Origin of the sequence: Bordetella muralis, from assembly GCF_965139205.1 — a bacterium.
Classification (GTDB): domain Bacteria; phylum Pseudomonadota; class Gammaproteobacteria; order Burkholderiales; family Burkholderiaceae_B; genus Bordetella_A; species Bordetella_A muralis.
Genome location: NZ_CBCSIU010000003.1, coordinates 57,396 through 77,590, shown reverse-complemented (window position 1 = coordinate 77,590; position 20,195 = coordinate 57,396). Strand labels below are relative to the sequence as shown.

General features: G+C 57.0%; 19 protein-coding genes and 1 riboswitch. Of the genes, 15 read left to right on the top strand and 4 right to left on the bottom strand.

What is annotated here, in order from left to right; all coding sequences use genetic code 11:
• The first annotated feature begins 52 nt into the window (after nt 1-52).
• The 6 genes from ACNA0I_RS06990 (at nt 53) to ACNA0I_RS06965 (ending at nt 5,690) form a co-directional block, all read left to right on the top strand.
• Complete coding sequence (locus tag ACNA0I_RS06990) at nt 53-1,078, top strand: amino acid ABC transporter permease (RefSeq protein ID WP_415805355.1); 1,026 nt, start codon at nt 53-55, stop codon at nt 1,076-1,078.
• 50 nt (nt 1,079-1,128) lie between these two features.
• Nucleotides 1,129-1,836 carry an amino acid ABC transporter ATP-binding protein gene (locus tag ACNA0I_RS06985; RefSeq protein ID WP_415805620.1) on the top strand — a complete coding sequence of 236 codons (708 nt, stop codon included), beginning with the start codon at nt 1,129-1,131 and terminating at the stop codon, nt 1,834-1,836.
• 145 nt (nt 1,837-1,981) lie between these two features.
• Nucleotides 1,982-3,187 (top strand): chromate efflux transporter, encoded by a 1,206-nt coding sequence (gene chrA, locus ACNA0I_RS06980; protein ID WP_415805354.1) that lies wholly within the window; start codon nt 1,982-1,984, stop codon nt 3,185-3,187.
• A 27-nt stretch (nt 3,188-3,214) separates the two neighbouring features.
• Nucleotides 3,215-3,604 (top strand): VOC family protein, encoded by a 390-nt coding sequence (locus tag ACNA0I_RS06975; RefSeq protein ID WP_415805353.1) that lies wholly within the window; start codon nt 3,215-3,217, stop codon nt 3,602-3,604.
• 226 nt (nt 3,605-3,830) lie between these two features.
• Nucleotides 3,831-4,787 carry a Bug family tripartite tricarboxylate transporter substrate binding protein gene (locus ACNA0I_RS06970; protein WP_415805352.1) on the top strand — a complete coding sequence of 319 codons (957 nt, stop codon included), beginning with the start codon at nt 3,831-3,833 and terminating at the stop codon, nt 4,785-4,787.
• An 18-nt stretch (nt 4,788-4,805) separates the two neighbouring features.
• Nucleotides 4,806-5,690, top strand: coding sequence for an amidohydrolase family protein (locus ACNA0I_RS06965; RefSeq protein WP_415805351.1), 885 nt, complete (start codon nt 4,806-4,808; stop codon nt 5,688-5,690).
• 126 nt (nt 5,691-5,816) lie between these two features.
• Here ACNA0I_RS06965 and ACNA0I_RS06960 read toward each other — a convergent pair whose 3' ends face one another.
• The 3 genes from ACNA0I_RS06960 to ACNA0I_RS06950 form a co-directional block, all read right to left on the bottom strand.
• Nucleotides 5,817-7,211: a type III secretion system effector BopA family protein gene (locus tag ACNA0I_RS06960; RefSeq protein WP_415805350.1), complete on the bottom strand. Its 1,395-nt coding sequence runs from the start codon at nt 7,209-7,211 to the stop codon at nt 5,817-5,819.
• Between the two features lie 260 nt (nt 7,212-7,471).
• Complete coding sequence (locus ACNA0I_RS06955) at nt 7,472-8,344, bottom strand: phosphonopyruvate hydrolase (RefSeq protein ID WP_415805349.1); 873 nt, start codon at nt 8,342-8,344, stop codon at nt 7,472-7,474.
• Between the two features lie 164 nt (nt 8,345-8,508).
• Nucleotides 8,509-8,853 (bottom strand): hypothetical protein, encoded by a 345-nt coding sequence (locus ACNA0I_RS06950; protein WP_415805348.1) that lies wholly within the window; start codon nt 8,851-8,853, stop codon nt 8,509-8,511.
• Between the two features lie 232 nt (nt 8,854-9,085).
• Here ACNA0I_RS06950 and ACNA0I_RS06945 point away from each other — a divergent pair, with 232 nt between their 5' ends.
• The 5 genes from ACNA0I_RS06945 (at nt 9,086) to efeO (ACNA0I_RS06925) (ending at nt 14,003) form a co-directional block, all read left to right on the top strand.
• Nucleotides 9,086-9,496: a lysozyme inhibitor LprI family protein gene (locus ACNA0I_RS06945; RefSeq protein WP_415805347.1), complete on the top strand. Its 411-nt coding sequence runs from the start codon at nt 9,086-9,088 to the stop codon at nt 9,494-9,496.
• Between the two features lie 305 nt (nt 9,497-9,801).
• Nucleotides 9,802-10,635 carry an iron uptake transporter permease EfeU gene (gene efeU / locus ACNA0I_RS06940; protein WP_415805346.1) on the top strand — a complete coding sequence of 278 codons (834 nt, stop codon included), beginning with the start codon at nt 9,802-9,804 and terminating at the stop codon, nt 10,633-10,635.
• 87 nt (nt 10,636-10,722) lie between these two features.
• Entirely contained in the window at nt 10,723-11,817 is a 1,095-nt protein-coding gene (gene efeO, locus ACNA0I_RS06935) for an iron uptake system protein EfeO (RefSeq protein WP_415805345.1), read from the top strand.
• Between the two features lie 22 nt (nt 11,818-11,839).
• Nucleotides 11,840-13,135 (top strand): iron uptake transporter deferrochelatase/peroxidase subunit, encoded by a 1,296-nt coding sequence (gene efeB / locus ACNA0I_RS06930; protein ID WP_415805344.1) that lies wholly within the window; start codon nt 11,840-11,842, stop codon nt 13,133-13,135.
• A gap of 40 nt (nt 13,136-13,175) precedes the next feature.
• Nucleotides 13,176-14,003 (top strand): iron uptake system protein EfeO, encoded by an 828-nt coding sequence (gene efeO, locus ACNA0I_RS06925; RefSeq protein WP_415805343.1) that lies wholly within the window; start codon nt 13,176-13,178, stop codon nt 14,001-14,003.
• A 66-nt stretch (nt 14,004-14,069) separates the two neighbouring features.
• On the opposite strand, the gene ACNA0I_RS06920 is transcribed toward efeO (ACNA0I_RS06925), so the two are convergent.
• Entirely contained in the window at nt 14,070-14,975 is a 906-nt protein-coding gene (locus ACNA0I_RS06920; RefSeq protein WP_415805342.1) for a dihydrodipicolinate synthase family protein, read from the bottom strand.
• A 137-nt stretch (nt 14,976-15,112) separates the two neighbouring features.
• Between ACNA0I_RS06920 and ACNA0I_RS06915 the strand changes: the two genes are divergently transcribed.
• The 4 genes from ACNA0I_RS06915 to ACNA0I_RS06900 all read left to right on the top strand — a co-directional run bounded on the left by ACNA0I_RS06915 (nt 15,113) and on the right by ACNA0I_RS06900 (nt 20,173).
• On the top strand, nt 15,113-16,180 hold the full coding sequence (locus ACNA0I_RS06915; RefSeq protein ID WP_415805341.1) for a LacI family DNA-binding transcriptional regulator: 1,068 nt from the start codon (nt 15,113-15,115) through the stop codon (nt 16,178-16,180).
• Nucleotides 16,181-16,290: 110 nt separating this feature from the next.
• A complete protein-coding gene (locus ACNA0I_RS06910; protein ID WP_415805340.1) occupies nt 16,291-17,436 on the top strand; it encodes a YbfB/YjiJ family MFS transporter in 1,146 nt (381 codons plus the stop codon).
• Between the two features lie 34 nt (nt 17,437-17,470).
• Nucleotides 17,471-17,562, top strand: a riboswitch (TPP riboswitch).
• Between the two features lie 68 nt (nt 17,563-17,630).
• Nucleotides 17,631-18,713 carry a LuxE/PaaK family acyltransferase gene (locus ACNA0I_RS06905; protein WP_415805339.1) on the top strand — a complete coding sequence of 361 codons (1,083 nt, stop codon included), beginning with the start codon at nt 17,631-17,633 and terminating at the stop codon, nt 18,711-18,713.
• Entirely contained in the window at nt 18,710-20,173 is a 1,464-nt protein-coding gene (locus ACNA0I_RS06900; protein ID WP_415805338.1) for an acyl-CoA reductase, read from the top strand. The genes ACNA0I_RS06905 and ACNA0I_RS06900 overlap by 4 nt, the downstream gene beginning before the upstream one ends.
• The last annotated feature ends 22 nt before the right edge of the window (nt 20,174-20,195 follow it).

Genomic DNA, 20,195 nt, shown 5'->3' with positions numbered 1-20,195 from the left:
ATCCCCGGATGTCCCTGCACGATCTGCCCCAATTGATCGGCGGGATAGCGCCATGCATCGCTTGTTCGGTACGGCGATCAGCAGTGTCGCGACTATCGTCGCATTAGGGTTGGGTCTATACGCGCTGAGTCGATTTGCAGACTGGTCTCTGATCAATGCAGTATGGCCGGGAGAGTCCGGTGCGATGTGCCGCCAAGCCACCGGGGCGTGTTGGGCGTTCTTGGGTGAGAAACTGAACCAGATATTGTTTGGAATCTATCCTCCGGCTCAACAATGGCGCCCGGCGTTCGTGTGTGCTTTCATTCTGTTCATGGTCGTCCTGTCGCTGAATCCTCGGCAATGGCGGTTGCGTACCGTGGTGCTTTGGCTGGTCGGCATGGCCGGATCACTCGCGCTGATGCAGGGCGGGTGGTTTGGACTGGAGCGTGTGCCTACTGCCTCGTGGGGTGGACTGCCTGTCACGCTGCTATTGGCGGTCTGTGCGTTGGGAATAGGCATGCCCCTCGGTATCCTGCTGGCGTTGGCACGGCGGGGCTCATTGCCAGTGGCGCGTTTCATTGCGACGTGCGTGATTGAATTGATCCGTGGTTTGCCGCTGATCAGCCTGCTGTTCATGGCCTCGATTGTGTTGCCCATCATGTTGCCGGCAGGGATGACCATAGACAGCCTCTTGCGGGCGGGGATTGCCCTGACGATTTTCTCGGCAGCCTACTTGGCCGAGGTGATCCGCGGTGGCCTGCAATCGTTGCCGGCAGGACAACTGGAGGCCTCGAGAGCGCTCGGTCTGTCATGGTGGCAGATGACACGATTGGTAGTGCTGCCGCAGGCCATGCGAAAAGTTATCGCGCCCTTGACCAACACCGCCATTGTGATGATCAAGAACACCAGCCTGGTATTGATTGTGGGTCTGTTCGATTTGCTGAGCTCCGGGCGTGCGGCGTTGACTGATCCCGCTTGGCCGACTCCGTATGTAGAGACTTATTTCTTTATCGCTGCTATCTATTTTTGCATCTGCTTCGGTCTTTCGCGTTATTCAATGTGGCTGGAGCGGCGCTTCAAAAAAGGGGAACTTCGTTGAATAGGCAACATAGTGGCGCGGCCGTACCTTTGGCCGTGAACATCGCCGGGATGAGCAAGTGGTATGGCGAATTCCAGGTCTTGCGTGACATCGATCTGCAGGTCGCGTCCGGTGAACGACTGGTGATCTGCGGACCATCAGGTTCCGGAAAATCCACCATGATCCGTTGCATCAATCGGCTGGAGCGCCATCACGAGGGCAGCATCATCGTCAACGGGGTGGAGCTGGCTGACGATCTGCGGGCCATTGACGAAGTACGTGCCGATGCGGGGATGGTGTTTCAACACTTCAATCTCTTTCCGCATCTCACCGTACTGGAAAACTGCATTCTTGCGCCTATGCACGTTAAACGTATGCCGCGGGACCAGGCCACCGATCTGGCAATGCAGTATCTCGCGCGCGTACGCATTCCCGATCAAGCCAGCAAGTTTCCTGCGCAATTGTCTGGCGGGCAACAACAACGCGTCGCCATCGCCCGTTCGTTGTGCATGCAGCCGCGCATCATGCTGTTCGATGAGCCAACCTCCGCACTCGACCCCGAGATGGTCAAAGAAGTGCTGGACACGATGACTTCCCTGGCCGAGGACGGCATGACCATGCTATGCGTCACCCACGAAATGGGCTTTGCACGCAGCGTTGCCGATCGTGTCGTGTTCATGGACGGCGGACGTATTCTGGAGTCAGCGGATCCGGGCTCCTTTTTTGACCATCCTCAACACGAGCGAACTCGCGCGTTTCTTGAGCGGATATTGCATTGAGCGTTGCTCGTATAGGGCCGTTCGATATGGCGGGAGCGGGGGACGGCCGCGCAGTGTTGCGTTGATCTTACGATGCGCGATTTCATGGCGCACACTGATCCATTTTCGATTAATGTTGGCCAGTCCATACTATGCTGCGCCAATCATGACTGAAATCCCCACGAACGGCCCCAATCCTTGGGCTGTCTTTCTGATTTTTCTGCGATTGGGCTTGACCTCATTCGGCGGGCCGATCGCACACTTGGGCTACTTTCGTGACGAATTCGTGACACGCCGGCAATGGCTGACCGAGCGCAGTTATGCGGATTTGGTCGCGTTATGTCAGTTTTTGCCGGGGCCCGCCAGTAGCCAGGTAGGACTGGCGATCGGCCTGTCTCGCGCGGGATATACGGGTGCCCTGGCCGCCTGGGCGGGTTTTACGCTGCCATCGGCGATCGTCTTGATTCTGTTTGCGCTGGGTATATCCAGCTACGGAGACGTGGTGCCATCTGGGGTGCTGCACGGTTTGAAGGTTGTTGCGGTGGCCGTCGTGGCGCAGGCCGTATGGGGCATGGCTCGTAATTTATGCCCCGACGCGCCACGCGTCACCCTCATGGCTGCAGCCAGTTGTTTCGTGCTGCTGGTTCCATCGATTTGGGGCCAAGTAGGAGTCATCGCCATGGCCGCCGCCATCGGTCTGTTGTGGTTCAAGCCGCAACAGGCGTCGTCGGACGACCGGTTCCCCGTTCCGATCAAACGCGGGGTCGGCGTGCTGTGGCTGACCGCGTTCTTTGCCTTGCTGATTGCGTTGCCGATGGCAGCGACTGTCTTCCCGAACCAGGCTCTGGCAATGGTTGACGCGTTCTATCGTGCGGGGGCGCTCGTTTTTGGTGGTGGGCATGTCGTCCTGCCGTTGTTGCAAGCCGAGGTGGTGCCTACCGGATGGGTCAGCAATGAGTCTTTTCTCGCGGGCTATGGTGCTGCGCAGGCGGTTCCCGGTCCATTGTTTACCTTTGCCGCGTTTCTGGGCGCGTCGATGAACGCGGCGCCCTCGAGTTGGCTCGGGGCTGGGATTTGCTTGCTCGCTATCTTTGCGCCCGCCTTTTTGCTGGTGGCAGGCGCATTGCCATTCTGGGAAAGCTTGCGCCGCAACGCACGTATGCAAACTGCTTTGTCCGGCATCAACGCGGGCGTGGTAGGTTTGCTGCTGGCTGCGCTTTATCAACCGGTATGGACGAGCGCCATTCACGCGCCACAGGACTTTGCCCTAGCATTGGTGGCATTGATTGCCTTAATGTTCTGGAAGCTGCCCCCATGGCTCGTCGTCCTGGGCAGTGCGCTGGGTGGTTGGTTGTTGAGTATCGTTCTATAGAGGCATAAAGCCAAAGAGGGACTCACCATGTTTTCACACGTATTCATCGGCGTTACCGATTTCGAGCGGGCAATGCGTTTCTATGATCGCCTGTTTTCCGTCTTGGATATCAAGCGACGGTTTTATGATCCTGAGGTGCCTCGGGTTGGTTGGAATCCTGCCTCAGGAGGGCGCCCATACTTCGTGATCAGCAAACCATTCAACGGTCCGCACGATGTCGGTAATGGCCAGATGACAGCCTTTCTGGCATCTTCTCGTGAACAGGTTCGTCAGGCATATACCATCGCGCTAGCTGAGGGCGGTACGGACGAAGGCGAGCCAGGTTTGAGACCGCAGTATCACCCCGACTATTTCGGCGCCTATTTCCGCGATCCTGATGGCAACAAGCTCTGCGTGGTGTGCCATCAGCCCGAGTAAGACCCTGAGGCGGCAAAGGCGGGGACACTATTCCTGCAGGTAATTCGGCTCGCTGTCCCAGCGCACGGCGACACGTTACCGTATTGCCAAATTCCGGTTTCTTTTCATTAGGCAGAACGTGTTTCGTAATACGCGACAACGTTGTATTAAATGAAACGTCATCCCACAATACGCCAGCCTGCAAGACGTCAGTCGGCAGCGCACATAACTATCCTGGGAGACATAATTGAAAAGATCCATTGGCGCCTTCGCCCTGGCCGTCTTGGCCATCCCCACCTTTGCCGCAGCAGCCTATCCCGACCAGCCTATTACCTTGGTAGTGCCATACGCGCCGGGAGGAACGGCTGACGCATTGGCTCGCGTCATCGCGTTGAATCTGGGTAAAAAGCTGAATCAGAGCGTGATCGTCGAGAACAAATCCGGTGCGAGCGGGATGATAGGCGAGGCCTATGTCGCGCGGGCAAAGGCGGACGGCTACACCGTGCTCTACGATGCAACGCCGTTGTCGATCAATCCGGCCTTGCACAAAATGAATTTCGACCCCGCAGCCGATCTGATGCCGCTGACGATGGTATCGGTCACGCCCAATATCCTGGTAGTGCCCAAGTCGTCTGCATTGAACAACTTGAAAGATGTGGTGGAAACCGCAAAAGCAAAACCTGGGCAATTGACCTTCGCTTCAGGCGGCACGGGAACGGTGCAGTTCATGGCGGGCGAGTTGTTCCGGCAGGGCCGCGATTTGAACATGCTGCACGTGCCTTATAAGAGCGGTGGTCCAGCCATCATGGCCACGGTCGGCGGACAGGTGGATATGATGTTCACGAACATTTCTTCGTCACTGCCGCTGTTTCAGAGCGGGCAGGTCAAAGTCCTAGCCATCACTTCTCCCAAACGCAGCGCGCTGTTGCCGGACGTTCCGACCGTTGCCGAGTCGGGATTGACAGACTATCAGGTCTACGAGTGGAACGGCATGTTTGTACCGAAGGGCACGCCCGCGGACATCGTCGACAAACTGCAGACAACGATTCGCGACGTGTTGAAGGAGCCCAGCGTCAAAGAGAAATTCGACTCTCTGGGCGCGGATATCGTGGCCGCCGGTCCAGAGGACTTCAAGCAATTCCTCGACAAGGAGTTTGCCAAATGGGCAGGTGTTGTGAGCAAATCCAATCTCACAAAGCAATGACATCCACATTGGCTCGCGATGAACATGTCTCGTCCTGACATAGCGGTTCCTCACTCCCTAGGTGTGAATCTGCCAACGCACGTGCTGCCAGCGGGGGCGTGCGACAGTCACATGCACATTTTCGATCCACGATTTTCACCGTCACCGCATTGGACACGGACCCCTCCGGTGGCCGAGGTGAGTGCATATCGGAAATTGCAGCAGAGGCTGGGCACGTCGCGCACGGTTGTCGTCACGCCGTCGACGTATGGCACCGACAATGCCTGCACAGTAGATGCGCTGTCGCAGCTGGGTGACAGCGCCCGTGGCGTTGCGGTGGTCGATGCCAACGTATCACCCGAGGCGCTCGATCAACTGACTGCGAGTGGTGTTTGTGGTCTAAGAGTCAACTTTGTGACCCCACAGTCGTGGGGGGAAACGACAGTTGATATGCTGACCACACTGGCACGCAAAATCGCGAGACTCGGATGGCACATACAGATCTTTGTGCATCCCGAGCAACTCATTGCGTTGGCGCCAGTCTTGTCCAGCCTGCCTGTGCCATTAGTGATCGACCATATGGCGAGAATTTCGCCCGCAGAGGCCGACCATGGGAAGGCTTATTCGATCCTGCGCCGCTTGCTGGACGAGGGAAATACCTGGGTCAAGCTATCAGGCGCGTATATGCGATCGGCTGTGGGCGAACCGGATTATGCGGACACCGTGCCTTTGGGGCGCGCGCTAGTCAAGGCCGCTCCAGAACGACTGGTCTGGGGTAGCGATTGGCCGCACACCACTCAACCATTGAATAGCGTCAATGACGCGAGTCTCGTTGCCGTGCTGTGGCAGTGGTGCGAAACGGAAGCGGCCTTGCATCGCGTCCTGGTTGATAATCCCAGCTCGCTCTACGGGTTTGCGTCTTGACTGCCACATCAAAGCCGGCGCATCGTTTGATGCGCCGGCTTTGATTATTTCTTGCTGTTAGTCGTAACGGCGAGACGCCCCCTTCGATACAAACAGCGACGGTCTCGGCCGTTTTTCTCTGGGAATTCAAGCTCGCGGCGTGAATTTCTCGGGCATGTGGAAGTTGAAACTGTTGGAGACCTGAAACGGAGGGCGGACTCGTTCTCTGCCTGTGACGGCGAAACTGATCATTTTTGCTTGTTCGCTTCGGTTGATGTCTTTTCCTCGTTTCACGGTTTCATCATCGTGCAGCGTCCACGAGTCCTGCTCGCGTCGGCTATACATATAGTAGTGGCCTGCGGTGTCAGATTCGCCGACAGCGCCTCCCGCATGAATGATGATGTCCCTGGGCTCCAAGGTGAGCGTCCATTCGATACCTGTTTTTTGGTCGATGACGGGGATGCGTACCGGTTTCGTGAAGTCTGCATTCAGGATGAGACGTGTCAGTTCTTCGCTGTTATAGTCCATCGCATTGATATGCAGGTTGAATCGGTCTACTTTTTGGACGTCTGAAGCAGTCCATTGCTGAATACGAGTGACTGTCGTGTTTCCTCTGTCGTCGTCATTCCACCTGACGCTAACATCGTCGTCCCTTGTGGTGAGCGTGTTCACGATTTGCTGCAAGCTGAAGTTCGCTTGCTCGCGGCTCGACAGGTTAGCGTGCTGGCAATACGCTGCATCGGCGATTTTGGGATCGCGTTTTTCTTGACCGTTGACGTACGTCTCTTGTATCTGCAAGACGTTGGTATTGAGATTTTCGAGATCACAGCAATCGGAAAGTTTCATCAAGAATTCTTGCGTATCATTCTGATCGCCTATGACCGTGAACCCGGAACCATGCGGCCCGGCACGAAAATTTTCCTGCTCCTGCAAGCTGTTAAAGAAATCGTGTAGTTCTCGATGCAAGGGTTTTTCGCTCTCGTGGGTGGCCTTGATCAAATCGACGAATTTTTTTGCGCAATCCTGTTTGTTTGAGTCAGAGGCATTTTGCTGGATATGTTCCAGGTGTGCGACGAGCCGATTTTCACCAATAGAATTGATCAAGAATTTCAATGCCGTATTGGCATAGCAAGTATTTCCCAGATTACGGAACCCGCAAAGGCTCGGTCCTGTCTCGGCGCTCTCAATGAGGCGTTCAATTGTGCGGCTTTGCAACGGGGTTGCACCCGTCAGGTCCAGATTGCGAATCGCGCTTTCTGCGTTCGTCGGGCCGTAGCGTTCCGATAGCGACTGAATGAATACTCGCAAAACCTGAGCATTTTTTATCTCGAGTTCCCGAGCGAACTTCGCGACGGGCTCCCAGTGTTTCAGAACAGGGACGTAGCTCAATGCATAAAGAATTCTGTCGTTCAGGGTGAGCTGTGCTGCTCGCAGAGCGGGGTCTCCGTCAACTTCGCAAATTTCCATGTGGTGACCCGCGTCGGCGAAGGCGCGGAAACTGTCTGGCGAGAGGAACTGGTTGTGGTACGTGGTGGGGGTCATGATATTTTGCATGTCGGAGTTAATGCCCGAGCCACTTGTGGGCGCGGTGATGTGCGAACCTCGTTCTCCCACCTTGGTAACGCTGTGCTGCTTACAGTTCCATAACTCCTTGACGTCACGCTATTTTTTCTTGAGCCAGGCTATTGACACAAGCAGGGCGTTTAATAGCGATGTCGTCTGACATTCCCAAGGTTGATAAAAAATTGCTGTGAGTTTTTCTGGTCTCGAAGCCGTTCATTGCGGCGCGTGCGATAGGCGCATCAACGCAAATACGTCGTCTCGATCGCGCGCATCGCGTTATCACCCTGCAGCTCGATGATGTCCTTCACGCTGGGCAATTGACCGTCCACAGTTTTGATTCCCCCGTCACGGCGAATCTGTGCGAAGACTTGCCGCATCGCGCCTACTGCTGCCCGGATGGCATGATTGCCATAGATCACCACGCCGACTTTGCCTAGCGCAGCGATGTCCGACTCGGTGAGTTGCGGATAGGCGGTTGGCACCAATACCAACGGCACGCGGCCTGGCCAGGCGCGCACGAACGCCAGGATCTCGTCGGGTGTTTTCTGTTTGGAATGAATCAGGATCGCGTCGGCGCCTGCCTCTGTGTAGGCGATGCCGCGCCGGATGGCCTCGTCCTGTCCCTGGCCTGCAATCAGCGCCTCTACGCGGGCAATCACCACAAAGTCCTTGTCGCGGCGTGCGTCGGTGGCTGCCGCGATTTTGCCTTGAAACTCTTCGATGCGTACCAGTTCCTGGCGGCCCTCTGTGCGCAGACTGGTGTCCTTGGGAAAAGTTTTGTCTTCGATCACGATGGCCGATGCGCCGGCCGCCTCGTACTGTGGCACGACATAGTGCACATTTACCGCGTTGCCAAATCCCGTATCGATATCGGCAATCAGTGGCACCGACACAGTGGAGGCGATCGCGCGCATCATCTCCAGGTGTGTGCCCATCGACAAAATGCTGGCGTCGGGCACGGCATAACTGGCCGATAGCTCAAAGCCGCTGCCCCAGACGCCATCAAAGCCGGCCTCTTGCGCCAATTTCGCTGCCAGCGGATTGTGGGCTGCCATCGCCGTGAATAGCTTGCCACTTTCCAACGCGGCACGCAGCGCCTGATTCTTGTTCACGAGCGATCTCCTTGAACGAACAGCGGAACAGTATTGGGATGAATATCGACTGATAGTGCCGAATATAAACGAACCCCCAGCGGTTGGAGGGAATCCAACCGCTGGGGGTTCGCTAGCTGTCTGCTCAGTTTCGAGGTAACCGCGTTGATGCTATCTCGACTTATTCAGTCACGATGCCGCTTCCAATGCTTGTTGCCACGATGTTTGTCATGACCTCGATAATTCGCACGTCGATAGGAATCCCGGTGACCACGATCCCGGTCCCAATGGTGGTGGCGACGGCCGCCGCGGTCATCGTCTGTGATGACGTGTCCCAGCAAGCCTCCGGCAGCAGCGCCGCCCAGGGTGTACAACGGGTCGCCCTCTGACAGCAATGCGCCGGCAACGCCACCCAGACCTGCGCCGATGATGGTGTTGCGGGTTTGATCGTCGGCCAGCGCGGTCGTGCTGATGCCCAATGCCAGTATGCTGGCGAGCATGGCTTGAATCAATCGTTTGGTCATAGTCATATCTTGTTCTCCTATGTTGGCCGCCCTGCGATGCAGCCAGCATGTCGTATCGAGTTAACGGTAAGTCACTCGCGTAGAACTGAAGTTAGCACCGCAACCCTGTATCAGTCGCACAGGCCGGGCTACGGTGTGTATAAGCTGTTTCAGTCGCTTTCTCGGCGAAAAAAGGTGGCAGGGCCGCTTGCCGGTAATAGAATCGCTAAATCCCCACCGGCATAGGAGCCACCCCCTTATGCGTCGACATCTCGTGTTTTTAGCCTTTCCCCTGATGGCCTTTCACAGTATTGCGTCCGCGCAATCCGATCCCTGCGCTGATGCGGCCACTCAAGCGGATATCAATGAATGCGTAGGAAAATCTTACAAAAAGGCCGACGCTGAGCTGAACGCTGCCTATAAGCAGGCGGCTGCGCGTGTGAAGGGCGATGATGACCAGCACAAGAAGCTGGTCGCCGCCCAGCGAGAGTGGATCAAGTTTCGCGATGCCGAGTGCGATTTCGTCACTGCTGATGCAGGTGGAGGCTCCGCTTATTCAATGGCTTTGTCGGCTTGCCTAACCACATTGACGCAAGATCGTACAAAACAACTAAAAGGGTATTTAGCGTGTCCGGAAGGCGACGTTTCATGTCCCATTACCAAACCGTAATCTAAAAAAATTACGCGGTTTGCTTTGGGTCGTCGGCTGCCGATTTTGCGTGCAGTTGAAGGCCTCTATCACTCTGTACGAGCGCAGATATCGCGTCTGCGGCAAGCACAAAAAACGCTGTCGTAAAACTCGAAAAAATACGGCGAAATTTACTCTCTTAACCCTTCATTAGAAGGGTTTTTTACTTACGTAGTCCTGAATCAAATAAGCAGCCCTAACAGGGCTGTGGACTTCGTATATGCTTCGCGCTTTGGTTTGTAAAATCAATAGCTTCTTATTCTCATTCTGCTCTTGGACGGTTGTTAATGTTAGTGCCATTTCTGATCATGCTTCGGGAAGGGATCGAGGCCGCGCTGATAGTTGGCATTGTTGCCAGCTACCTTAAACGCAGCGGCTCGTCGTCGATGATGCCCGGTGTCGTGATCGGCGTGCTGTTGGCGGTTGCCCTTTCTTTTTTTGTCGGCGCGGGGCTGCAAGTTGCGATGGCCGAGTTCCCTCAGAAAGAGCAGGAGTTCTTCGAAGGCGTGGTTGGTTTGATCGCGGTGGTGATGCTCACGTCCATGGTGTTCTGGATGCGCAAAGCGGGCCCTTCGGTGCAGGGTGATTTGCAGGAGTCTGTGCGATCAGCCCTGGCTGGTGGCAAACGCCGCGAGTGGGCGTTGATTGGCGTGGTGTTTCTGGCTGTGGCTCGCGAGGGGCTGGAGTCAGTGTTCTTTCTCCTGGCGATCTTTCAGCAGAGCAGCGGTTGGCACGCGCCTTTAGGGGCGGTGTTGGGATTGCTCTGCGCAGTAGTGATCGGCTATGGCATCTACAGCGGCGGCTTGCGTCTGAACTTGCGCCGGTTTTTCCGCATTACGGGTGTGTTCATTCTGCTGGTGTCCGCAGGGCTGTTGGCCGGCGTGCTGCGCAAATTCCACGAGGCAGGCGTGTGGAATCATTTCCAGAACGTCGTGTTTGACATCGATCATGTCCTGCCGATGGATAGTCCCGTCGGCGCAGTGCTCTCGGGCATGTTCGGCTATCAATCGGCGCCGGTGACAGGCGAGGTCGTTGTGTATCTCGTTTTCCTGGCGGTGAGTCTTTATCTCTTTCTGCGGCCTAGACCTCAAGTCTTTTCTCAGCCTAAAACTTCTTCTTGATTCCGGGCTAGCACCTTATCCACGATGTCATCTTCACCACAAAAAAAACGCTCCCCTCTGATATGGGTCGCCGTTCTGGCGTCCGCTGTGTTGGCCGTAGCCGGCCTGGCCACGTTCTGGTGGGCCTCGACGGCAAAACGCCCGGCGACGCAGGCTGACGCCAACGCTGTCAAAGTCACCATACGTGATGACGTTTGCGAACCGAACGATATTACGGTGCCGGCCGGCAGGACCACGTTCGTGATCACGAATGCTTCCAAGCGGATCCTGGAATGGGAAATCCTGGACGGCGTCATGGTGGTCGAGGAGCGCGAAAACATTGCGCCCGGTTTCTCGCAAACGATGAAGGTCAAGCTGCAGCCGGGTAAATTCGAGATCACCTGCGGTCTGCTGAGCAATCCACGTGGCACACTGACGGTGACGCCGTCGGCCGCTTCTGATGCCGAAGCTGCGAAGCCGTCTTTGGTGGCCTATATCGGCCCGCTGGCAGAATACCGGGTGACACTGTTGACGCAGGCCGCTGCCTTGCAAAAAGCGCTGAAAACGCTGGACGCAGCCGTCAAGGCTGGCAATCTGGACCAAGCTCGACAAGCATACTTGCAGGCTCATCAAGCCTATGCACGGCTGGAGCCTATGTCGGATCTATTTTCCGATCTGGACGCACGTTTGAACGTACGTCCGGAATATCTGGAAAAGCGCGAGGACGATAGTGCTTTTGTGGGGTTGTTCCGTTTGGAGCGTGAGCTGTATCGCGCAAACAAACTCGATCAAGCACAACCCATCGTGGATGGCTTGATCGCAGATGGCGATACGTTGCGTGAACGTGTGCGCGCCCTGAATATCGAGCCGCCGCGCCTGGCGATCGGGGCATCGCGTTTGATGCAGCGTTCGGCCGATCGATTTGCCAACGATGCGCAATCGTTGCCGGTGGAGGTTGCCGCCAATTATCTGCAAGGCAGCATCGCGGGCGCCAAGGGGATCGCACAGCTGCTTGCCCCGCTGTTGACCAAGGCGGATCCGGCGTTGCAAGAGCAAGTCGATAGCGCATTTGCTGCTGTCGAGTCGCAGCTGAGCGCTTATCAGCAAAAGCAGGATGACAGTACCAGAGAGGCATTGATCCAGGCGCTGAGGCACGCTGCCGCGACGCTGGAGCAGATCAACGCCAAGCTCGGGCTGGACTAACTTTATTTGTACAGGTTTTATCATGTCAGGCAGTCATTCAGATTCCCGTGAGCCGTCGGGCTCGCTATCGCGCCGTCATTGGCTAAAGGGCGCAGCGTCCCTGGCAGGCCTTGGCGCATTGCCCGTCCATGCGCAAAAGCCGCCCGCCGACAGTCAGGTGACCGATGCGCCGCACAGCCTGCGCACCGATGAGCGCGTCAGTTGCTGGGGCGAACATCAGGCGGGCATCGTGACGCCGAGACCCTCGGCCGGGATGGTGGCGTCCTTTGATGTCATTGCCACGGATCGCAAGGAACTAGAACGCCTGTTGCGTGGGCTGTCTGAACGCATTGTGTTTTTGACGCAGGGCGGTGATGTGCCCAGATTGGATCCTCGCTTGCCGCCCGCGGACTCCGGCATCATGGGGCCGCGCGTGCAGCCGGACGGTTTGACGATTACGGTGTCTGTCGGCAGTTCGTTGTTTGATGATCGCTTTGGTTTGCAGGATCGCAAGCCGCGGCATCTGCAACGCATGAGCGCGCATCCGAATGATGCGCTGGATGCCGCGTTGTGCCATGGCGATCTGTCGATTCAGTTCTGCTCGAATACGCCCGATACCAATATTCATGCGCTGCGAGACATCATCAAGCAGTTTCCCGACTTGTTGATTCTGCTCTGGAAACAGGAAGGCACCGTGCCGCCCGTACCGGAAAAGCCCGGCGTTCCGGCGGAAAGCGCTCGGAATTTTCTGGGTTTTCGCGATGGATCGGCCAACCCCAATGCCAATGACAGTACGGCAATGAGCCAGATTGTGTGGGTGGGGCCGGATGACGAGGGCGAACCGGCTTGGGCTCATGGTGGCAGTTATCAGGCGGTACGGATTATTCGGAACTTCGTCGAGCGTTGGGATCGCACGCCGCTACAGGAACAAGAGGCCATCTTTGGCCGTCAGCGCGACAGCGGTGCGCCATTGGATGGCGGAAAGACAGAGCACGACGTACCGGATTTCACCAAGGATCCGGAAGGCAAGAAAACGCCGCTGGATTCACATATCCGCTTGGCCAATCCGCGTACTAAAGGGTCTGAAAAAAATTTGATTCTGCGCCGTCCCTTTAATTACTCAAATGGCGTGACCAAGTCGGGCCAGCTCGAGATGGGGCTGCTTTTCATCTGTTATCAGTCCAACCTGGAAAAAGGCTTTATCACCGTTCAGAAGCGACTGGACGGTGAGCCGCTAGAGGAATACATCAAGCCGATCGGCGGTGGGTTTTTCTACACGCTTCCAGGGATGCGCGACAAGCAGGATTGGCTCGGACGCACGCTTCTGAGCGCTACCTAGCAAGTCGTTGGCCATTGTTTACATCACACAAGGAGATCTCATGCCGTTTTCCCGCAACCGTCTGCTCGCCGCAGCGATTTTTGCCGGCGCGATGACGATGCAAGCCCATGCTGCCGTGGCGCCGCTGGAATTGGTCGGGCCGGTGGCCGAGTACAAGCTTTACGTGAACGAAAACATCGACAAGTTTGTCGAGGACGTTCGCAAGTTCACTGACGCCGTCAAAGCCGGCAAGATCGATGAGGCCCGTGCGCTATTTGCGCCGACCCGGATGAGCTACGAGCGTATCGAGCCGGTGGCAGAACTGTTCAGCGATCTGGACGCGTCGATCGACTCACGTGCCGATGATCATGAAAAAGCCGAGAAGGATCCCGGTTTCATTGGTTTTCACCGCATCGAGTATGCGCTGTGGGAAGAAAAGAGCACCAGCAAAGTCGGTGACGTGGCGGACAAGTTGATGGCGGATGTGCTGGAACTGCAAAAGCGCTTGTCGCAGTTGACCTTCCCGCCGGAGAAAGTCGTAGGCGGTGCCGCCGTACTGATGGAAGAAGTCGCCGCGACCAAGATCTCGGGCGAAGAAGACCGCTACAGTCACACTGACCTGTGGGACTTCCAGGCCAACTTCGAAGGCTCGTATCACATCTTTGAATTGCTGCGCCCCTTGGTAGAGCGCGAAGACAAAGCTTTTGTCGAGAAGACCGACGGCAATTTCAAGAGCGTGTTCGATACGCTGGCCAAGTACAAAACGGCCGAGGGCGGTTTCCAGTCGTATGAGAAGCTGACCGACCGCGACCGCAAGGTTCTGGCTGGTCGCGTCAATACTTTGGCAGAGGATCTTTCGCAGATGCGTGGGATGCTGGGCCTGGATTGAGGCGATAGACAGTAGCGCTTGTAGGGGGGTGTTGCCCCGGCAGATTGATGCCGAGGCAACACCACCTTATTTTCTTTCAGCCACGGCTTTTTCGACACGGCTGACCAGCAGATCAATGTCTTTCAGATCAGCGGCAGTCAACACAGGGCCAGGTGAGCGCATCGTGGCAGAGCGTATTGCACCGCGGCGCTTAAGCACTTCTTTGCGCACGGCTACACCCCATTGCGATTGGTTTTCAAAGTTCAGCAAGGGCAGATAGGTGTCAAAGAGGTCGTGCGCCTCTTGAACCTTTCCTGCGCTATACAGCTTGTACACGCCAGACAGCATTTCTGGATAAGAGAACCCGGCCATCGGCCCTTCGATACCGTGTGCCAGTTCTTGCAGCAGGAATACGCCGTTGTTCCCGGTCAGTATCGGCACATGACGGGGCAGGGCAGTGCGCATGCGGGTGATCTTGGCTGCACTCGGGATGTCTTCTTCCTTGATCGCCTGGATTTGCGGATGGCGTTCAACGAGGCGGGCAATCGTCGGCACGGATAGCCAGACTCCCGTGGAAAACGGAAAGTCCTGCAGCACCGTTGGTACATCGCCGATCCGCGAGAACACTGCATTGAAATAGCTGAAAATGTCTTCTTCGGTCTTCAGCCCCGTTGCTGGCGCGATCATCACGCCATAGGCACCTGCTTCTACGACGTCTTTGGTCAGTGCCGCCAATTGTGCAACGCTGGGATTGCTGACGCCTGCGATCACGGGTCTGCCCTGCGCGCGTGCCACGTAGCGTCGTACGGTCGCGAGCGATTCTTCCATCGATAGCTTGGCCGCTTCGCCAGCAACACCGAGCACGGTGAGTCCCGCCGCACCATGCTTGATATAGAAATCGCACAGCGTGTCGACGCTCTCGAGATCCAGCGAGCCATCATCGGTGAATGGGGTTTGCGCGACGACAAATAGGCCGCTGAACGTTTGAGACATCGTAGGTTCCTGTATTGCTGGCTTGGTGAGTTTAAATGTTAGCGCTAATATTAGCGCTAACATTTGGTTGAATGGCGCTAGGGTTATCCCTCGGTGGTTCGCCGTAACTCATTCTGCAACCGTGCTATCTTCCCGCCATGAGCGAGCCTCCGACATTCTCTGATCCGAATATGCTGGCGCCACCGCGACGCACTCGACGTGGCGCCGGGCGTGCGACTTTGGCCGATGTGGCTCGAATTGCGGGCGTATCTGCCCAGACTGTCTCGCGGGTCCTTAACAGTCCTGAAACGGTGCCGCCTGCAACGCTTGAGCATGTGCGTGCTGCTATCGCTCAGGTGCGATACGTGCCGAATCGGCTGGCAGGCAGCCTGGCCTCCGGACGCAGCAAATTGGTCGCTGCTCTGGTTCCCACCATTGCTTCACCCGTGTTTCAGGAAACGATACATGCGCTCACGCAAGCGCTAGCCGCCAAGGGCTATCAATTGATGCTGGGCGAGAGCGGCTTTGACGATGCCGATGAGATTGAACTGTTGGAGAACTTGATCAGCCGCGGCCCTGACGGCATTGTGCTGACGCGTGTCGTGCAATCTGAATTGGCTAGACAACGGCTTGCCTCGTCGGGGATTCCAGTGGTCGAGACCTGGGATCTGACGGATACGCCGGTCGACATGCTGATCGGGTTTTCACACGAGAATGTTGGCGCGGCCGTTGCCGATTTGCTGATCGATCGGGGCAGTAAGACGCCTGCGTTGATCTCGGGTAATGACCCTAGAGCGCGCCGGCGCCGAGCAGGATTCGTGAATCGCTTGATCGCACGAGGGGCTATTCGTGCGGAAGCTGACCTACCCGTGGTTGAAATCAGCGCCCCTGCGCATTTTGGCGATGGCCGGCGTGCATTCGTTGATCTATTGACTCGAGATATGCATGTTGACGGCTTGTGGTGCAGTACAGACGCCCTTGCATTAGGTGCGTTGATCGAGGCCAAAGAGAGAAACATCGCTGTGCCCGACCGATTGGCGGTAGTGGGGTTCGGCGATCAAGTCACTTCGCCCTATACGAGTCCGGCGCTGACGACGGTGCGTATTGATGGCCGAAAAATAGGTCAACTCGCTGCCCAATTCATCTTGGAGCGTGCGCGAGGTGAGCGAGTCTTGGAGCGGATTCAAGATATAGGATTTGAGGTGATCAGGCGCGCTAGTGCTTGAGGGAGACCTTCTCGGTGGTTCTTCCATGAAGAATAATTCGGATGATTTATTCTCAAATAAGGAATAAAATAAAAACCTGTTCTTGATTTGAGAATAAAAGAGAGCCGGACATGGAACTCGCGGTGACACCTTCTCGCCATTCCCAACTCCGTTCTGCGATCGAAGCCGCCTTGATCCTGGCTGTCGGGATGGGATTTGGACGTTTCGCATTTACTGCCATCTATCCGCACATGGTTGACGAGGGGGTAATCAGCGTGCAGGGCGGCAGCTGGGCGGCATCGGCCAACTACGCGGGATATCTGCTTGGCGCCGCCCTTGCCGTACGGGTACGAGCCCATAATGCGCATCGTCTATGTATCTGGTCTGCCGTCGGTACCGCGATCTGCTTGGCGCTATTGGCTTATCTCGATTCCGTCAGCGGCATTGTTGTAACCAGGGGGATCGCGGGCATATTCAGCGCGCTTTCCATGGTCGCCGCGTCGTTGTGGCTGTTAGAGCATAGAGGCCATGGCAAGGGGGCACCCTTGCTGTACGCGGGTGTTGGCATTGGCATCGCCTTGTCCGCCGAGATACTGGTATTAGGCGCTCATGCCGGATTGCGGAGTCACGGAATGTGGCTATTGTTGGGTGTCGTGACCTTGGTCCTTGGTTTGATGGCGGCACCAGGGATACGCTCCGCTGTTCCTGTTGCTGCCTCTGATCGCGCTCGGGGAACAGATGACGCAACAACCGTTGCGGCATGGCCTCTGGTGTGTATGTACGGGTTGGCGGGGCTGGGATACATCGTGACGGCGACGTATCTCCCTTTACTGGTCAAAACGGCGTTGCCAAATCTGGACTCCACCCATGTATGGGCCGTATTTGGACTGGGCGCGGCACCCTCCTGTTTTGTCTGGCACGAACTGCATCAGCGCATCGGCACCAGAAACGCGTTAGTTGCCAATCTGGTGCTGCAGGCGGTGGGAGTCGTTTTGCCTGCTGTGTCGCAATCTGCCCTCAGTTATCTACTGAGTGCGCTACTGGTGGGCGGCACCTTCGTTGGCACGGTGACTATCGCCATGCCTGCGGCACAACGTGTCGCCCGCGCGACGGGCAAGAACCTGATCGCGGCGATGACGCTCGTCTATGGAATAGGGCAGATAGTGGGCCCCGCGCTGGCCGAACGCTTGTATGCGTCGAGCCAGAGCTTTTCCAGCTCGCTTTTGGCGGCCGCGGCGGCCTTGGTTGTAGCGGCGTTGCTGTGCTTTAGACTGTAGCGGTTCTGCTGGGTCGCCATTGCGGGTTAACATAGCTCTTGCTCCGGGGTGCACGCCAGTGCTGAGATTCAGACCCGCGAACTTGACCCGGTTCATACCGGCGTAAGAAGAGCGTTGACCTTGACAGGGCCGCATGAATGGTCGGCCTGTGCAGGCGGGCTTCGGAGCTTCCATATATAGGATTCTCGAAAGCCATGAACTACGCCGGACCGCCTGACGCGGATATTCTCGAATTCATCGCCCAGGATGGCTGCACGGACGAGCAGTTTGACCAGCTTGCGTTGCGTCTTTTTGCCTACCAGTACAACGCCAATGCGCCGTTTCGCAGCTTTTGCCAGCGACGCGGCGCTACGGTACGCAATGTGAAATCCTGGTGTGACATTCCGGCAGTGCCCATTGACGCCTTCAAGGCAATGGAGCTGCGTTGTGAGCCGACGTCGCCCACCGAGCGCGTTTTCATGACCAGCGGGACGACGCGCGCCGATACCCGCGGGCGTCATTTTCATCCTCGTCTCGATGTTTACGATCTGTCGATGACGCGCAATTTTGCCAGGCGTTTTATGCGGGGTGTCGAACGTTTGCCGATGGGGATTCTGTTTCCGGACGAGATCGCAATGCCCAACTCGTCGCTGGCGCATTATCTGGCGTTGGCGAAATCTACCTTTGGCAATGACGATAGCCGGTACTTCATGTCTGCGCAAGGCATGGATCTGGACGGTTTGTGGCAGCGGCTCGAACAGGCCGAGCGCCTCGGCGAGCCGTACGCATTGCTAGGCGCCAGTTACAGCTTTGTGCACGTGATCGACGCCTTGCGTCAATCGGGCCGATCCTTTCGTTTGCCGCCCGGCAGCCGCATTCTGGATACCGGCGGCTACAAGGGCCAGTCGCGCGAGCTGCCATTGGACGCGTTTTACACGGCGTTGACTGAATTGCTGGGAGTGCCGCGCGAGCTGTGCGTCAACATGTATGGCATGACTGAGCTGAGCACGCAGTTTTATGACGACGGCAATGCGGTGGTGCCTTCCGCCAAATCGGGACCGCACTGGATTCGTTCACGCCTGGTCGATCCTGCAACCGGGCGTACCGTGCCGGATGGCGAGCGCGGCATCCTGGTGCATTGCGATCTGGGCAACTTTAATTCGGTCAGCACGATTCTGACCGAAGACGTCGGTGAACCGACTGAAAATGGTTTCCTGTTGTTGGGACGTGCCGAGGGGGCGCAGGCCAAAGGCTGCTCGTTAGCTGTAGAAGAGTTCATTCGGTCGGCGGCATCATGAACACGCTGCGGGTCGAGGCCGGCTATCTGCCGGGGCTGTCAGCCGATGAGGTGCAGTGGCAGATATTGCCATTTGTACAAGGCGACCAACGCGTCGAGGTATCGGTGCCGGTGTTGTCGCCAGCGCAAATGGGAATGCTGGCCGAGCGCGTCAAGCGGGCCAGTGCCCAGCATCTCAAAACGTTGGCGGTATCGGAGATTATTGCGATCATCGATCGTGCCGTTGCCCGTTTGCTGGATCCCGATGATCCGTATCGCCGTCAAGCCGATGCTTTGTTGCCGCTGATCAGCGGTTATGACGCAGAGATGGTGCGCCTGGGGCTGACGGGTTTTTTCAAGACCTTTCGGGCGCCGCAGTTGCACAGGTTTATCGTTGAGGATTTCGCCAATCCTAAAGTCCTGGATGCTTTTCAGCCTGCACCGAAAGGTGGCGCCGTGCGGGCCTATGGGCCTGAGTTGTTGGTACATAGCTGGGCAGGGAACGTCCCTGCATTGGCGTTGTGGAGTTTCGTCTGCGGCCTGCTGGTCAAGGCGGGCAATATCGGCAAACTTCCTAGCGCAGAGCCCTTGTTCGCCGGATGGTTCGCGCGGCTGCTGGCCGAGGTGCATCCGCCGTTGGCGGACTGCTTTGCGGTAGTGTGGTGGCGCGGGCCCGGCGGCGAGGAGGCAGACGCGCTCTATGCGCAGGCCGACACGGTGGTGGCCTACGGGGGCAATGATTCATTGCAGGCAATTCAGCGCCGTCTGCCTGTGACGACACGATTCCTGCCGCATGGGCATAAGTTGGGCTTCGGGGTGATCAGTGCTGCTGCGCTTGACACGTTAAAGGCGCCCGCCGTCGCACGACGTGCCGCCTGGGACGTGATGCGTTACGACCAGCAGGGGTGTTATTCGCCACAAGTGTTTTATGTACAGCGCGGCGGACAGGTTGCTCCACGCGAGTTTGCCGGCTATCTTGCGGGCGAATTGGCGAATCTGCAGCGCCGCTATCCGAGGCGTGCGTTGGATTTGGCAGAGTCGGTATCGCTGGCGAAATGGCGGCAGGCCATCGAGTGGAATACCTCGGCCCAGCCCAGCGTGGACGGATTGATTGGCGATCATGAGGCGCAATGGAGTGTTGCCTATACGGACGATGCTCAGCCGCTGTCACCGTCTGCGTTACAGCGCAGTATCGTTGTGGCGGCGATCGACGCTTTGGACGATATCGCGCTCTCCGTGCGGTGCCGCAGCGCGTTTTTGCAGACTGCAGGTATCGCTGCCACGCCAGAGGAACTCTATCGCCTTGCCGAGCAGCTTGGGGCTGTGGGCGTGACCCGCATCAGTGCTATTGGTTCGATGAGTATGCCCGAGGCAGGCTGGCATCATGATGGACGCTTTAATCTGCTTGATCTGGTCCGTATGACCGAGATCGAGCAATCGGCTGAGGCGGCGGCTGAGCCCTTCGCCCCGTATGAGCCATGAGCGTGGTTTTGGACAGATCGTT

Excerpts from the sequence above, each read along its gene's own strand:
- efeU (WP_415805346.1), top strand. The coding sequence starts at position 9,802 with ATGTTAGTGCCATTTCTGATCATGCTTCGGGAAGGGATCGAGGCCGCG.
- ACNA0I_RS06975 (WP_415805353.1), top strand. The coding sequence starts at position 3,215 with ATGTTTTCACACGTATTCATCGGCGTTACCGATTTCGAGCGGGCAATG.
- ACNA0I_RS06905 (WP_415805339.1), top strand. The coding sequence starts at position 17,631 with ATGAACTACGCCGGACCGCCTGACGCGGATATTCTCGAATTCATCGCC.
- efeB (WP_415805344.1), top strand. The coding sequence starts at position 11,840 with ATGTCAGGCAGTCATTCAGATTCCCGTGAGCCGTCGGGCTCGCTATCG.
- ACNA0I_RS06945 (WP_415805347.1), top strand. The coding sequence starts at position 9,086 with ATGCGTCGACATCTCGTGTTTTTAGCCTTTCCCCTGATGGCCTTTCAC.
- ACNA0I_RS06990 (WP_415805355.1), top strand. The coding sequence starts at position 53 with ATGCATCGCTTGTTCGGTACGGCGATCAGCAGTGTCGCGACTATCGTC.
- efeO (WP_415805343.1), top strand. The coding sequence starts at position 13,176 with ATGCCGTTTTCCCGCAACCGTCTGCTCGCCGCAGCGATTTTTGCCGGC.
- chrA (WP_415805354.1), top strand. The coding sequence starts at position 1,982 with ATGACTGAAATCCCCACGAACGGCCCCAATCCTTGGGCTGTCTTTCTG.
- ACNA0I_RS06960 (WP_415805350.1), bottom strand. The coding sequence starts at position 7,211 with ATGACCCCCACCACGTACCACAACCAGTTCCTCTCGCCAGACAGTTTC.
- ACNA0I_RS06915 (WP_415805341.1), top strand. The coding sequence starts at position 15,113 with ATGAGCGAGCCTCCGACATTCTCTGATCCGAATATGCTGGCGCCACCG.
- ACNA0I_RS06900 (WP_415805338.1), top strand. The coding sequence starts at position 18,710 with ATGAACACGCTGCGGGTCGAGGCCGGCTATCTGCCGGGGCTGTCAGCC.
- ACNA0I_RS06910 (WP_415805340.1), top strand. The coding sequence starts at position 16,291 with ATGGAACTCGCGGTGACACCTTCTCGCCATTCCCAACTCCGTTCTGCG.
- ACNA0I_RS06920 (WP_415805342.1), bottom strand. The coding sequence starts at position 14,975 with ATGTCTCAAACGTTCAGCGGCCTATTTGTCGTCGCGCAAACCCCATTC.
- ACNA0I_RS06985 (WP_415805620.1), top strand. The coding sequence starts at position 1,129 with ATGAGCAAGTGGTATGGCGAATTCCAGGTCTTGCGTGACATCGATCTG.
- ACNA0I_RS06950 (WP_415805348.1), bottom strand. The coding sequence starts at position 8,853 with ATGACTATGACCAAACGATTGATTCAAGCCATGCTCGCCAGCATACTG.
- ACNA0I_RS06965 (WP_415805351.1), top strand. The coding sequence starts at position 4,806 with ATGAACATGTCTCGTCCTGACATAGCGGTTCCTCACTCCCTAGGTGTG.